We start from the raw sequence: 14,080 nt of genomic DNA, 5'->3' as shown, positions 1-14,080 counted from the left end.
CCCGACGGACCGCACCGACGCGAAACCTGTGTCCCAGCAGGTGCTGGTTGGTCAGGCGTCCAGTCGCAAGGACTGCTACGCGGTCGGTGCCGTCCCACCGGTGTGAAGGATATTTCCGTTCGATACCATGCAGGTACGGAAGGATCGCAAGAGAATCGCCATGATGCGTTAACCATCGCCGGGTAGGGCCGCAGTCGGACTTTGAGAAAGTATACGATGCCCCGACGCATTCGAGCCTTGCTGACCGCGCTGAGCGACAAGGTTACCGCGCATGCCGATCAGGCGGAGGCGATCGCCGGGCGGACCAACCTGCTGGCGCTGAACGCGACGATCGAAGCCGCGCGCGCGGGCGAGGCGGGACGCGGGTTCACGGTCGTCGCGCAGGAAGTGAAGCATTTGGCGGCAAGCGCGCGGAGTTCGGCCCGCGCGTTTCGCGACGAAGTCCTGCATTACCTGCAGCACGGCGCGGTGATCGCGAGCGAGTTGGCCAAGGACATGGAGGGCGGGCGGCTCGCCGACCTTGCCCAGTCGATCGCGGACACGCTGGCGCGCACCCTGTACGACCGCTCGATCGACGTGCGGATGCTGGCCACCGACCATTCGATCAGCGAAGCGCTGCTGCTCGGCCGATCGTCGCCGCAGATCGAGGCGCGCGCGTTGAAGCGGTTGCAGTCGCTGCTGAACTGCTCGCCCTATTTCCTGAACGCGTTCGTCGTCGACGCGGAGGGGCACGTCGCGGTCTGCGCGCACGCGAACGCTGCGGTCCGCACAGTGAATTTCAAGAATTACGACCAGTTTCGCAGCGCCATGTCCGCGCCGCTCACCACCGAATGGATGACCGACGCGGTGTGGAGGAACCCGTGGTCGAGCGACCGCAACGTGCTCATCTACGTCGCGCCGATCCGGATCGAAGAGGTGACGATCGGCGCCTGCTATCTCGAATTCGATTTCGAGGGTCAGGCGGCGGCGGTGATGAACGTCATCAATCGCACCGCTGCCAACGCCGTCGCCACCATCATAGACCGCGCCGACCGCGTCGTCGCAACGACCGGACGCTACGCCTACCACAGCACCTATCCGCATCCGATCGCCGTCGGCGGGACAATGGTCCAGTCGTCCGACGGTCTCAACATCGCCCAGGCAGCCGTCGTATCCAGCTACGGTATCAGCGGGATCGATCTGAGATGCGTCATCGAGGAGCATGTCGCGACGGATGACGAAATCAGCCGGGCATTGATGGGATAAGCCGCATGCGACGCCAAACCGTATTACAGCCTTTCCCTATCGAAATCTTCGTTCGACGTTGCCTCGGATCACCAATGAAAGCGCGATCGGGGGCATTTCGAGCGAAGCCGGCGCCTAATGGATTTTGCGTAGGCGCTGGACGCCCAGCACGACGCCGGTGAGGCTGAACAGGAAGCCGAGCAGCAACGGGATCAGCACGACGATCCGACGCAGCAACGGGCGCGTGGCGAGGCCGGGCACGTTGAAAGTGTGGAGTGCGTAATAGATCCAGGCGTAGCGGGCGCGGCTGTCGTCCATCACCGTCAGCAATCGACCGTCGACGCCGTCCGCATAGACATCGGGAAGCGCATTGCCCCTTAGCGTCACGCGCACGGCGGTCGCGGGCCAGCCTTCCGCCAAGGCATAGGTCGCAGTTGGATCGATCGGGGCGACGCTGAAACCCGACGCGTCGGGAAATGCTGTCAGCACCGCCTTGCCAATCCTGTCTTGAAGCATCGCGAGCGCTATCCGCGTATAGTCGCCATCATAGGTCACTGCCGTTCCGTCGGGTTGCCACGCGACCGAGAGGCTCCGGCCGCCGACGACCGTGAAGTCGAGTTGCCTGGTGTCCGCCGGAATGGCCATCGGCAGGTCGTTCGGCAGCGCGGTCGCCAAGGGGGCTCCAGCATAGCGCGTTGCCTGTTCGGCGGTCGGCTGGCCGCGCGAGAACAGGCGGCCGTGGTCCATCGACAGCCAGCCGCTCAGCGTCCAGCTCAGCACGAAGACGCTCGCGAACAGGCCAAGCAGATGGTGCCACCGCATCCAGCGCTGGCGGTACGGGGTCAGCGACGGCGTGCGCAGACGGCGCGCCGCGAGCATGCGGATGATGCCGAGGATCGTGCCAGCGATTGCCACCAGCAGCGCGACGAACGACAGGATCCACACCGTCCGGTCCCACGCGGTGAAGCTCGACCGCAGCGGCGTGAAATACGCCCAGTGCAGCACCGCACCGACCCAGTTCCAGCCGCGATCGGCGGCAGTGGTGCGCTGGACCAGTTCGCCGGTCTTCGCCGAACGGTAAAGGCTCGTCCCGCGTCCGTCGGCGAGGTCGATCCGGTAAAACGGGCGGAGCGGATCGAAGCGGTTGTGGACGACCCACTGGTCGTAGGCGATCGCGACCGGGGGCGTCGTGCCGGGCGATGAACGGTCCGAGGCGATGTCTTCGGGGGTGAGATCACTCAGCCGCTGACCCGATCGCGCATCGATCGCGATCGTCCCGTCCGGCGTGGTGGCGATATACGCGGGCGCCCCGCCCCGCTGGACGAGGCGCAGCGCGGTCGGCTGGCCGGCGGCGATCGCTGCGCCACGCGGCGAGATCGCCACCGCGCCGACGTCAATCGGCGCCTCCAGTCGCACCTGGTCGGCGTGCGACAGCGACGGGAACGGCTTGAACAGCAATACCGCCCCGCTCGCGAACCAGAGCGCGAAGATCAGGCAGGTCGCGATGCCGAGCCAGCGGTGGAACCAGACGAGCGCCTTGATCGCCTGCCGCGGCCGCGCGTTCGCCCTAGAAGCGGGCAAGGACGCTGACCTCGAACCGGCGCGGTTCGCCCAGCATGACCTGCGCGGGGTAATAAATGTCTGCCCACTGCACGAACGTCTTGTTCCAGACATTGTTGATCCGCCCGGTCAGCGACCAGCGCGGCGTCAGCGCATAGGTCGCGTAGACGATCCCCGTCGCATAGGGTTTGAGCACGAGGTCGTTGGCGGTGTTGCCGTAGCGTTTGCCGATATATTTGACGCCACCGCCCGCTTCCAGGGGCAGTCCGCCGATATGCTGCACCGTCGTCCAGATATTGCCGACCCAGGCCGGGACGTTGGGCGGCGTGTTGCCCGACGCGGCGATCCCGTAGTTCGGATCGACGAAATTGGCGTATTTCGCGTCGACATAGGTCCCGCTGGCAATCACCGCCCAGGCCGGAGTCACGCGCACTTCGCCCGACGCTTCGATCCCGCGCGAGCGCTGGCTGCCGATATTGCTGACGGTATCGACCGCGACCTGTGTCAGGATGTTCTCGCGCTTGATGTCGTAGGCCGCGAGCGTCAGCGTTCCGCGGCCGTGCATCAGATCGGCTTTCAGCCCGCCCTCGACCTGACGCGACGTGCTCAGGCCGAAATTCTGGTTGGCGTTGACGAGGAAGATGTTCGCGCCGACCGGATCCTTGCCGGTGCTGTACGACGCGTAGGCGGTGACGTTTGGTGTCACGTCGTACACCAGCCCCGCGCGCCAGTTGAACAGCCGGTAGGTGCGGTCGAAACTCGACCCGGCGTTGAAGCTGCCGTCGACGTTGAAATTCTCGCGCGTCAGATACAGCCGCTCGGCGCGCAGGCCGGTCACCAGCTTGAGCGAGGGCGTGAGCGCGAGCGCATCCTCGCCGAACAGCGCGATCTGGTCCCAGCGGGTCGGCGACACGCGTTTGTCGATCGCACCGAAAAGACCCGCGCTCGGGGTCAGCGGATCGACGCTGTCGCCATCGGGAAAACCACGGCTGCGGACGAAATCAAGATGGCTGTAGTCGATGCCGACGACCAGTTTGTTGTCGAGGCCGAGCAGTTTGTCCTTGTGCGTCAGGCTGAACTGATCGCCGAACAGATCCTGGTTGTGGAACACGAAGAAGCGATCGCGGTCGATCAACTTGGTGGTCGCGTTGAAGACATAGTTCTCGGCGTTGATCCATTGCCGCTCGGCATGGAAATAATAGGCGGTGTTCGACAGCGTGACGTGGTCTGACGGCGACCAGTTGACGACGAGCCGCGGCCAGACCTGCCAGCTCTTTGCCCGGTTGTCCGCCACGTTGTAATTGGTGAAGCGCGTGCGGCGATCGACGACATAGCCGTTGCCGGTCGACAGGATCCCGCCGATCGGATCGGCGGCGAACGAGGCAGGCACCAGCGGCGTGCCGAAATAGGTGGACAGGTTGTCCTTGAGATAATCGACGCTGAACGCGATCGACAGCGTGTCGCGCGGTTTGAACAGCACCGCGCCGGTGGCGTTGAACGAGGTGGAACCGGCGCGATCGACGAAGCCGTCGGTGCGATGATAGCTGACGTCGCCGCGGGCGGCGAGCGTGTCGCCGAGGCGGTGGTTGCCACCCAGCCCGATGCTTGCGGTATCGAACGACGCATAGGAGGCAAGCGCCTGGAGGCTGTCGGCGGTGAAGTCCGGGCTCTTGTTGACGATGTTGACCGCGCCGCCGATCGCCCCCTGCCCGTAGAGCACCGACGCCGGCCCCTTGAGGACGTCGATGCTGGCGATGTTGAACGTGTTGCCGGGGCGATTGATCATGTTCGCCGGCCCGAGATACAGCCCGTTGTGCAGCACCGTGATCTGCTCGCCGGTGAAGCCGCGCATCGAGAACAACGAGGGATCGCCCGGCGAGCCGCCCGAGGTGACGCCCGGCAGGCTGACCGTCGCCTCCTCGACGGTGCGGAACCCGCGCGTGAGGATCTCGTCGGCACCGATCTGGTCGATCGTGGCCGGCGTCTCGCGGATCGACAGGCCGAGGCGGCTCGCGGTCGGCGTCGCGAGGTCGAGCTGGCGCAGCCGCCAGCCGGTCACGGTAATCTCCTCGCCCGCGGCCGGTACGGACAGCGACGCGGTCGGCGTGCCGTCCTCAGCGATCGCCGCCGTCGAGGCGCCGCACAAGGCGGTCGCCGCCGCGGCACCGCGCACCCATGACTCTATGATCGTCGCGCGCACCGATATCCCCCATTTTAATATTGTTGCCCGCCCCTGCGGTCGTCGTGGTCGTCAGCCTCTGTCCGGGATCAGTCCACCCCCTGCCCCTAGGGTCATCGCGTCCTCTCCGACCAGACCGAAATGCTCGAGCCCCAGCGTCATCAGCGTCAGCGTGCCGCGCAGATCGGCTTCGTCGAGGTCGCGGGTGATGAACACGATCCGGCTGCGGCGATCCTCGCTCGGCCACGCGTCGAGCCGGACCGGCGGGTGGAAGATGTGCTGGACGCCGTGGATCACCATCGGCCGATCGACGCCCTCGACGTTGACGATGCCCTTCACGCGCAGGATGTCGGCGCCCTTGAACATCGTCAGGATGCCCAGCCAGCGCTCGAACGCCAAGGCTGGAATGGGGTCGTCGAAGGTCAGGCAGACCGAGCGGATCCGGTCGCCGTGGCGATCGACGTCGTGATGATGGTGGCCGTGATGGTGATGCCCGTGGTGGTGGTCGTGATGATGGTCGTCATGATGGTGGGGGGCCGGGCTCGTATAGGCTTCGGCGTTAAGCCAGCGGCGGACGTCGTGGCTCTTGGTCGTCGGATCGTAGAGCCCGGCCTCGAACAGCAGGTCCGGATCGACCGCGCCATCGACCGCCACCGTGATCGGCGCGGCGGGGTTGAGCGCGTGCAGCCGCGCTTCCAGCGCAGCACGCGCGTCCGCACCGACCAGATCGGTCTTGGTCAGCAGCAGCCGGTCGGCGACCGCCGCCTGTTTGACCGATTCCTCCTGCGCATCGAGTGTCGCCATCCCCGTCGCGGGGTCGACGGTGGTGATGACCCCGTCCAGCCGGTACAGCGTTTGCAGGCGCTCGTCGGTCATCAGCGTGTGCAGAATCGGCGCTGGGTCGGCGAGACCGGTCGTCTCGATCACCACCCGGTCGAACCAGCACTTGCCGTCGCGCGCGAACCGCCACGGCGCCTCGCGCAGCGTCCGCAACAGGTCGCCGCGGATGGTGCAGCACAGGCAGCCGCCCATCATCTCGACGACCATGTCGTCCTGGCTGCGGACGATCAGGTCATGGTCGAGGCCGATCGAGCCGAATTCGTTGATGATGACGAGCGCGCGCGCCATCCGCGGATCGCGCACCAGCCGATTGAGCACGGTCGTCTTGCCGCTGCCGAGAAAGCCGGTGAGGACCGAGACCGGGATCAGCGCACCGGGTCCGGTGACCAGGCCGGTCATGCCGCGCCTTCCAGAGCGGGGCGACTGGCCTTGCGGGCGATCCAGGCACCGCGGGCGAGCAGCGCCGCGACGATGGTGGCCGCGCCGACGCCGATCGCAGTGAAGGTCCGGTCGTCGAGGTCGAGCGCGAAGCCCGCGGTCTCCGACGCCGCGAACAGCGCCATGCCGTAGGACAGGCCGACGATCAGCCAGCCGACCGCGCGCCGATACCGCATGACCGATCCGCCTGCACCGCGACCCGCCCGCTGGCTCGAGCGCAGCAATCGGCTGACGATCTGGCTGTCCAGCGTATCGGCGAGCACCATGCCGATCGTGAAGGCCAGCGCGATCCCGGCAGCGGCGGCCGGCCCGCCTCGTGTGGTCGCCGCAGCCCCCCAAGCCGCAGCCTGGGTCGCGGTGTCGAACACCAGCCCGAACACGACGCCGATCGCGACGACCGCCGCCGGGTGCGTGCTCGACCGCAGCGACCGCGGCACCAGCCCTGCGCGCCACCCGACCGGCGCGTAGGCGCGGTGTCGCAGCAGCGCGACGAGATTGAGCGTGCCGACCAGGATCAGCAACGCGATGACCATCGTATCGACCAGCGTCGCGGTCCAGCGCGGCACGACGATCCAGTGCGCGAACAGCGACACGCCGATCGCGACGACCGCCACCGCGAGGCTGTGACCCAGCGCGAACAGCGTACCGGTCCAGGGCGACAATCGCGGCCGCTCCTCGACCATGCGGAAGACGATATTGTCGATCACCGCGACGTGATCGGGATCGAGCCCGTGGCGCAGGCCGAGCACGAACATCAGGCCCAGCGTGGGCAGTGCGAACGAGGGATCTGTCATGCCATGTCTTCCGAGATAGGGTCGTCTTCCGAAATTGAGTCGGGCGCCAGTTCCGAGGCGACGATGCCGCGCGCGGCCAGCTTGGCGAGGCGGCGGGGCAGCTCCGCCTGGATCCCCAGCAGGGTCGGCCGCGCCGCCTTGCGCCAGCCGCGGCACTCGACCTGCGTGCGCCCGCAGGCGACGCACCAGCCGGTCCGCCCATCGAAGCGGCAGATATCGACGCACGGGCTCTTCATGCGCGCGCGGCCATGTCGAGAATGCCGATCCGGCCGTCCTCGTCGCCCCAGCCGAGCCGGGTGCCCGCATCGTTCCAGCTCAGCGCGGTAATGGCGGCGCCCTCTTCATCGACCAGCAGCGGGCGATCGTCGCCGGCCTGGGTGAGGACGACGACGCCATCGTCATATCCGACCGCCAGCAAGTCGCTGCGAGGATGGAAGGCGACGCGTGTGACGATCGCGCCCCGCCGTTCGGCCAGCAGCACCGGCGGCTTGTCCATCGGGCCGCTCTTGCCGTCGAACGACCATAGGACGGCGCACGCATCGCCGCTGGTCGCCAGCCATTTGCCGCGGCGATCCCACGAGAAGCTGCGCGTCTTGGCGACGTAACCCGACATCCGCATGTCGCGCAGATCGGGAAGCCGCCAACCGTGCAGTCCGGTCTCCTGCAACGCGGTGACGACATAGCGGCCGTCCGCGCTCATCGTGCAAGCGAGGTGCGAGCCGATCCAATCGAGCGCGACGCGGCCGCTGCCGGCGGTCGCGGCATAGAACAGGCTCACGCCGCCATAGTGCGAAACGGCCAGCCGCTTGCCCTTGCCGTCGAGCGCCAAGCCGCCGATCGTCGAACCGATCGCGTAGCGGTGCGAGGGTTTGGTGGCGCCGGGCGTCCAGACGACCGCTTCGCGACCGACGCCGGCGACGATCAGGCCCGAGGCGGGACTCGCCACCAGATGCTCGACCCAGCGTCGGTCGAAGCGGCCCAACTCCAGAAAATCGCCGTACGCCGTCACGCGGCATACCCGGCCATCGTCGCCGCCGGTGACGATCGAGCGTCCGTCGGGATGACGGCACGCCGCCAGGATCGCGCCGCCGTGCACCGGATGCGCGGCGACCTCGCCCGCGTCGGTCATGTGCCGCACACTGCCATCGCCGAGCGTCAGCAACGCGTCGTCCCCGAGCCACAGAATCGCGGTCGGCTCCGCACCAACCTCGGCACGGCTGCCGTGGCTTTGCACCAGCGTCTCACGCATCGCGTCGATCATCGTTCGGCAGGAATTGCGCAGGCCTCGAACCCGGCGCGCAAGGCGACAGGATCGAGGTTGCGGCCGATGAACACCATCCGGCTGCTGCGGACCTCGTCCGGCTTCCAGTCGCGCTGATGATTGCCGTCGAGCAGCATGTGGACGCCCTGCACGACATAGCGCTGGTCCTCGTCTGGGAACGACAACACGCCCTTCAGCCGCAGGATATCCTGTCCCTGGACCGCGGTCAGGTTGCGCAACCACGGCATGAACAGCTCGGGCCGGATCGCCGTCGCCGAACTCAGCGATACCGAGGTGATCGTATCGTCATGCTCGTGATCGTCCTCGGACAGGAAGTCGGGTTCGATCTCGAGGATCCGGTCGAGGTCGAACGCGCCGCGTTCCAGCACCTCCTCGAGCGGTACGACGCAGTTCTGCGTCTCGTGCAACCGCGCCTGGCCGTTGATCGTACGGACGCGCTGGCGCACCACCTCAAGCTCCTGCGCGGTCACCAGATCGGTCTTGTTAAGCAGGATCACGTCGGCAAACGCGATCTGCTCCTCGGCCTCATGGCTGTCCTCCAGCCGGGCGAGGACATGGCGCGCATCGACCACAGTCACGATCGCATCGAGGCTCGCCCGGGCGCGCACGTCGTCGTCCATGAAGAAGGTCTGCGCGACGGGCGCGGGATCGGCGAGGCCGGTGGTCTCGATGATGATCGCATCGAAGCCGTCCTTGCGCTTCATCAGCCCCTCGATGATGCGGATCAGGTCGCCGCGGACGGTGCAGCAGATGCACCCGTTGTTCATCTCGAACACCTCTTCGTCGGCATCGACGATCAGGTCGTTGTCGATGCCGATCTCGCCGAATTCGTTGACGATGACCGCGTATTTCCGGCCGTGGTTCTCACTGAGGATGCGGTTCAGGAGCGTCGTCTTGCCCGCGCCCAGATAGCCGGTGAGAACGGTGACGGGGATGGTCGATGATGACACTGAGAGGATCCTATGCGATGATATAGCATCTCCTATATGACCTATTTTCGAACGCGGCAACGGTGGTGAAGGTGTTCCCCCTGCGGTAGCGGCAACACCTAGAGGAGCCCGGTTCACCGTAACGCGATGAATTTCGCGGTCACGATATGAGCGGGCACCAGATGACTGGCCTTATAAAGCAGCGACGGACTGCTTCAGTGCGGACGACCAAGTCAGACTATCGCGGATCGGTCATAGCGTTTTACGGCCCAAGCGCTTTATTGTGACTACGTTAAGTAGGCACGTACTCCTGACGATTTTCCTCCGTGACCGAAAGGCGAAGCTGGTGGAGGCTCCGGTGAGCCGGCAGGCCATGGCATTGATCAGGCCGTACAATGACATCCACTGTCCTCGGCGCATCGGCGCATCGGCGGTTTTGGCCTTAGTTCGGGGTGAATCTAGTGCTAGGCTCAATGTAGCTTGGTGCCATGCGCGTTATCACCGCCCCATCAAACTTGGCACTCCTTCCGCTGCGTCCCAACCATGAGCCCGGTGTATGGCGTGCGCCTGCTGCGCTGTTGGACGCAGGGCTTTTGGAGGCAATCAGGAGGCCACCTGTTACTAACTAGCGCGTCCGCTCCGCTCGCCGGAACTGTTGACCGACGCCGAAAATTAGCCCCCGGTAGATCTTCGCGAAACTCTTGAATCTGCGTCGAAGCTTTATACAGGCAGGGGTACCAATCGGCGCCTATCGGATCCCCTTCCTAACGCATACTTTCTCGAACATTAGAGGCGGTTGTCTCACTCGAGCCAGGGTCCGGTTTGGTGCCGATCCATAATCAGGTTGGATACTTTAGGCATGCGCCACCGGTATCATGAACGTATGCGTCAGGCTGCAAGTCTCAGTGCAGATGCGATCTTGCGATCTGCACGGCTTCTGTCGGCCTCTCCCAGTGCCTCGAGCACCGCAGCGCGATTGTCGAAATGATCGGCGACGCCGGGTTCCAGATCTATTGCCGCATCCATGTCCGACAGGGCACCGGCAAAGTCCGCCCCCTCGAACAGCAGGACGGCGCGATTGACCCGCCCCGACGCATTGCCGGGTGCCAGACGCAGCGCCGCCTCGATATCCTGGAGCGCCTCGCCGGTCCGCGCCAACGCGGACAAGATGTCTGCGCGCAGCAGCAGCGCGTCGGGCTGCGCTGGGTCGAGATCCAGTGCCCGGTCCAGGCTGGCAAGCGCGGCAGGCCATTGTTCGCGGTGCGCGTGGCAGACGCCGCGATTGTAGAACAGCTCGGGATAGGGGGCGCTATAAGTTTCTGCCAGCGCGTACATCGCCAAGGCCTCATCGAACCGCTCCAGCCGCTGCAGGAGGTTGCCGCTTTCGTTATAATATTCGGAATAGTGCGGATCGGCATCGATCGCGGTGCGGTAATAGTCGAGCGCGATGTCCAACTGGCCCAGTTGCGCGTGGACCTGCGCCATGTTGTATTGCAGCACCGAGCGGTGGAGCCGGTGGCGCTCATCCCCCAGCGCGCGCGTCAGTCGGGCATGCCCGGCGCCACACAGCGCAATCGCCTCGTCCGCCCGCCCCTGCCGGACCCGGAGGAACGCGATGCCGTTGTCGATGAAGACCGAGAAAAACAGGTGGTCGGCGGGGTCGATCGTCGATTGCGCCGCGGCGATATCGGTACAGGCCGCATCGAGGTGCCATTCGGCACGGGCGACATCGGTAGAGACGGCGTACCGGAGATGGTACATCGCGAGGACATAATGCATCTTTGCCCGTAGATCGGGCCGGTCCAGATACGGCTCTGCCCGCTGCGAAAGGACGGCAAACGCCTCCGCCTGCCGCCCGATCATCACCAGCCCCTGAAAGATGTTGCCGACATAATTCCAGCGCGCATCGCGGTCGTCGCCAACGATCGTATCGAAATACGGCATGACGGTATCCACGAAGCTTCCCGATTCGTGATAATAACCGAAGTGATTGTAGAGACAGAGCGCACGCAGCGAGAGGCGGGCAACGGTCAGGGCATCGCCCTTCTCGCGGTGCAGCGCGATGAGCGCCGGGTGATGACGCTCGACCAGCGCCATGTCTGTCATAAGGCGGGGATGGGTGGCCCATATCGCCGCGGCTGCGTCCAGATCATGACCGGGCAATGCGTCTGCCGCGCGGCCCGCAAGCGCGGCATCGCGATCGTCGAGCCATGTCGGAAGGCCTCCAGCGTCGGTCACGACTGCAATATCCGCCGCGCCACGCCGCGCCAGTTCGGCGAAGAAGCGCCGCGCCAGCGTTTGAGCGCCGTCAAAACCGCGGACGAACACGATCCATGGTGTGGTGCGTTCGTCGAGCTGTCGCCACGCGATCATCACGTCGACCAGAGCGTGAACGATCCGATGCGCACGATCCAACGGGAAGTTCCGGGTGCGTTCGGAGCCGACCGCCATGTCCGTCAGCGATGCATAGGCAAGCGGTATCCTGTCGCGGCGTCGCTGGAGAACCATGTGGAACGCGTAATGATGCCGTTGCAGCAGCGAATCGTAACCACGCGCGCGCAGATCGCACCACGCGGCATCGACCAACTGCTCGACTCCCGCCCAGGCACCGCCGTGGTCGAAACGGGCATCCAGCACAAACATACGCGGATCCATCGGCATCGTGTTCGACGGGTCGGGTCGTGAAGCGATCATAATCGAACCTCCGATTGACGGACAATTCCCCGCTGCCGAAACCACATGACCATGCCGACGGCAACGAGCAGCACGGAGAGGAGAACGAACGTCGCGATATCGATCGCACTTCCGATCGAGCCTTTGGGCCCGACCGCCAAATGATAGGCCTTGAGCCCGTAGCGGATCATCGTCGGGAGGAAGACACCGAGCAACATGGCGACCGCCAGGACGCGCCCGATCAGCCACACGGCCGCGAACCAGCGCACTGTCGAGATGCTGCGATAGCGCACCTCGGGCGGGGGCACTCGCCGTCGGCCCAGGCCAAGCGCGATCCGGGTGCGCCAGCCGGCCAGATACAGTCGCGCGTCGCGATCGAGATCGGGCTGGTTCAGCCATGTGCACAGCAGGAAATATACGTCGGTCCGAAGGAAGATGTTGAACTGCCAGATCAACGTCACCGTGATCTGGAGCACGAGCGCCTGGAGAAGATTGACCGCAAAGCTGTGTCCACCGGCGCGAACGAGCCCGCTTACGACGATCGTCAGGACGCCGATATTGAAGACGTCGACCAGCATCCCGGCCGAAAGCGGCAGATAACGCTGCCGCTTGGGCAGCGAAAGGATACCGGAAATATCCGCCTCTGCTACGATGCTCCACAGCCGTGTGCCGATGCCGAGCCGGGACGCGATGCCCCACCGCGCGGCGGCCAGGACATGGCCCGCCTCGTGCATCGCGCTCGCCACCGACGACATGGCGAGGAGAAGGAGGAGGGTCACGGTGAAATCGGACTCGATGAAGAACCCGCCCGGATCGAGCCGCGCTTGCGGATAGCGGACTGCGCACGCGATCGCGACGATGATGACGCCGATATACAGGACCAGAACAGGCCAGGAGAATAGCGCCCGGACCCAGCGTGGCCTCGTCCGAAACAGCGTCCATCGCGATGCGCTCGCGCCCGTCGGCGTGGCCACGACCGGTTGTCCGCCGCGCTCGTAGACGAAGCCTATATCGACGAGCGTCTCGACGAACTCTGTGACGTCGAATGCAGCGCCCTCACTGCCGATCGACGCCCTGATCTCCGCGATCGTCGCACCGTCACGTAGCTGCGCCATGATCAGCACGGCGATTTTCGGAAACTGGTAGAACTCGCCGAGCTCCACGTCGCCAACCAGAAAATCGTCGCCGTCAGGTTGTATCGACAGGGTAATCGCCTGGAAGACGCGCCCGTCAATGCCAGCCGCTACCGCGGACGCATCGGTCGCATCGGTCGCATCGGTCGCTGTCGATTGCTCCGTCATCGTCCGGATTTGCTCGGACGGATCGGCGTATATTGGGCAAAGGCGATCTTCCAATTGCCCCGCTCGCGTCGGAACACGAAGCCGCCGCGCATCACGATCATGCGCACCTGCCCGTCCGGCCCCGGCACCGAATAGCCCAACCGCGCGGTCACCGTAGCGGCGTCGCGCACGACCTGCGTCGTCACCTCGTCGAGCGCGATCGCGGGCGCGGCGCGCTTGTTCGCGAGCGCGTAGAAGCCGAGCATCCGCTCGCGTTCGTCAACCTCACCGATCGGCGAGACTTCGACATAGTCCTGCGTGATACGCGCCGCGATCCCCGCTTGGTCAAAATCTCGCTCGGCATCCAGAAAACCGCGCAGCAACGGAACGAAAGGCTCGCTAGCGGACCGCGACGGATGCGCCGCAGACTCCCCCGCCAGCGCCATGATGGCCGCCACCGCGCTTATCCCGATCATCCGACGGAATCGGCCCGCGTAAGTCGACGAATACCGCATATTCCGTTTCCTCGTTCCCAACCTCGACGGCGACCCCCGACTATGCGGCTACCCTGAGAAATGGCGCGGGACCTTCCATCGTCCCGCGCCAGCCTTTAACGGTTCAGACGAACCAGCAATCCCAGAACGGATATGCTGCGACGGTCGTGGTCTTGAGCTTCTGGATCTTGACGATTTCGATCTTCTTCATGATTATATTCCCATTCTAGAGAACAGCCTGATCCTATCACAGCCTAGGGTCAGGACTCATTGATCATAGCCAGAAGATGACGGTGGCCGCGAGCGCGACGGCAGAGAAGAAGACGGTTGGGCAGCGGTCGTAGCGAGTGGCGACGCGACGCCAATCCTTCAGACGGCCGAACATGA

Annotated in this window: 11 protein-coding genes and 1 pseudogene; 1 reads left to right on the top strand and 11 read right to left on the bottom strand. The window is 65.2% G+C overall.

Translation table 11 applies throughout. The annotated features are described in order from the left end of the window. The first annotated feature begins 216 nt into the window (after nt 1-216). Nucleotides 217-1,245 carry a cache domain-containing protein gene (locus ASG20_RS20115; RefSeq protein ID WP_056054899.1) on the top strand — a complete coding sequence of 343 codons (1,029 nt, stop codon included), beginning with the start codon at nt 217-219 and terminating at the stop codon, nt 1,243-1,245. A 114-nt stretch (nt 1,246-1,359) separates the two neighbouring features. Here ASG20_RS20115 and ASG20_RS15540 read toward each other — a convergent pair whose 3' ends face one another. The 11 genes and pseudogenes from ASG20_RS15540 to ASG20_RS19510 form a co-directional block, all read right to left on the bottom strand. Next, nucleotides 1,360-2,805 carry a PepSY domain-containing protein gene (locus ASG20_RS15540; protein WP_231420832.1) on the bottom strand — a complete coding sequence of 482 codons (1,446 nt, stop codon included), beginning with the start codon at nt 2,803-2,805 and terminating at the stop codon, nt 1,360-1,362. After that, nucleotides 2,792-4,984 (bottom strand): TonB-dependent receptor, encoded by a 2,193-nt coding sequence (locus ASG20_RS15535; RefSeq protein ID WP_231420831.1) that lies wholly within the window; start codon nt 4,982-4,984, stop codon nt 2,792-2,794. The genes ASG20_RS15540 and ASG20_RS15535 overlap by 14 nt, the downstream gene beginning before the upstream one ends. 51 nt (nt 4,985-5,035) lie before the next feature. Beyond that, complete coding sequence (locus ASG20_RS15530) at nt 5,036-6,202, bottom strand: CobW family GTP-binding protein (RefSeq protein ID WP_056054895.1); 1,167 nt, start codon at nt 6,200-6,202, stop codon at nt 5,036-5,038. Then, a complete protein-coding gene (locus ASG20_RS15525; protein ID WP_056054891.1) occupies nt 6,199-7,035 on the bottom strand; it encodes a HoxN/HupN/NixA family nickel/cobalt transporter in 837 nt (278 codons plus the stop codon). The genes ASG20_RS15530 and ASG20_RS15525 overlap by 4 nt, the downstream gene beginning before the upstream one ends. Then, the gene (locus ASG20_RS15520) at nt 7,032-7,271 is read right to left on the bottom strand and encodes a DUF1289 domain-containing protein (RefSeq protein ID WP_056054888.1); all 240 of its coding nucleotides are present in this window, start codon (nt 7,269-7,271) and stop codon (nt 7,032-7,034) included. The genes ASG20_RS15525 and ASG20_RS15520 overlap by 4 nt, the downstream gene beginning before the upstream one ends. Next, a complete protein-coding gene (locus ASG20_RS15515) occupies nt 7,268-8,284 on the bottom strand; it encodes a WD40 repeat domain-containing protein (RefSeq protein WP_236698787.1) in 1,017 nt (338 codons plus the stop codon). Before ASG20_RS15515 ends, ASG20_RS15520 begins: the two co-directional genes overlap by 4 nt. A gap of 8 nt (nt 8,285-8,292) precedes the next feature. Next, nucleotides 8,293-9,267, bottom strand: coding sequence for a CobW family GTP-binding protein (locus tag ASG20_RS15510; protein WP_201780737.1), 975 nt, complete (start codon nt 9,265-9,267; stop codon nt 8,293-8,295). Nucleotides 9,268-10,134: 867 nt separating this feature from the next. Then, a complete protein-coding gene (locus ASG20_RS15505; protein ID WP_236698786.1) occupies nt 10,135-11,889 on the bottom strand; it encodes a tetratricopeptide repeat protein in 1,755 nt (584 codons plus the stop codon). 47 nt (nt 11,890-11,936) lie between these two features. After that, a complete protein-coding gene (locus ASG20_RS19720; RefSeq protein ID WP_056054880.1) occupies nt 11,937-13,220 on the bottom strand; it encodes a hypothetical protein in 1,284 nt (427 codons plus the stop codon). After that, nucleotides 13,217-13,657 carry a nuclear transport factor 2 family protein gene (locus tag ASG20_RS15495; RefSeq protein WP_168371638.1) on the bottom strand — a complete coding sequence of 147 codons (441 nt, stop codon included), beginning with the start codon at nt 13,655-13,657 and terminating at the stop codon, nt 13,217-13,219. The genes ASG20_RS19720 and ASG20_RS15495 overlap by 4 nt, the downstream gene beginning before the upstream one ends. Before the next feature lie 310 nt (nt 13,658-13,967). Beyond that, nucleotides 13,968-14,080, bottom strand: a pseudogene (locus ASG20_RS19510) (IS5 family transposase); the annotation flags it as partial.

The organism is Sphingomonas sp. Leaf198, from assembly GCF_001424005.1.
Classification (GTDB): Bacteria; Pseudomonadota; Alphaproteobacteria; order Sphingomonadales; family Sphingomonadaceae; genus Sphingomonas.
Note: the sequence above shows the minus strand (reverse complement) of the source record. Positions and strands in the feature narration are given on the sequence as shown.

Coding starts and splice junctions, on each gene's coding strand:
- ASG20_RS15530 (WP_056054895.1), bottom strand. CDS start 6,202: ATGACCGGCCTGGTCACCGGACCCGGTGCGCTGATCCCGGTCTCGGTC.
- ASG20_RS15505 (WP_236698786.1), bottom strand. CDS start 11,889: ATGTTTGTGCTGGATGCCCGTTTCGACCACGGCGGTGCCTGGGCGGGA.
- ASG20_RS20115 (WP_056054899.1), top strand. CDS start 217: ATGCCCCGACGCATTCGAGCCTTGCTGACCGCGCTGAGCGACAAGGTT.
- ASG20_RS15520 (WP_056054888.1), bottom strand. CDS start 7,271: ATGAAGAGCCCGTGCGTCGATATCTGCCGCTTCGATGGGCGGACCGGC.
- ASG20_RS15515 (WP_236698787.1), bottom strand. CDS start 8,284: ATGCGTGAGACGCTGGTGCAAAGCCACGGCAGCCGTGCCGAGGTTGGT.
- ASG20_RS15525 (WP_056054891.1), bottom strand. CDS start 7,035: ATGACAGATCCCTCGTTCGCACTGCCCACGCTGGGCCTGATGTTCGTG.
- ASG20_RS19720 (WP_056054880.1), bottom strand. CDS start 13,220: ATGACGGAGCAATCGACAGCGACCGATGCGACCGATGCGACCGATGCG.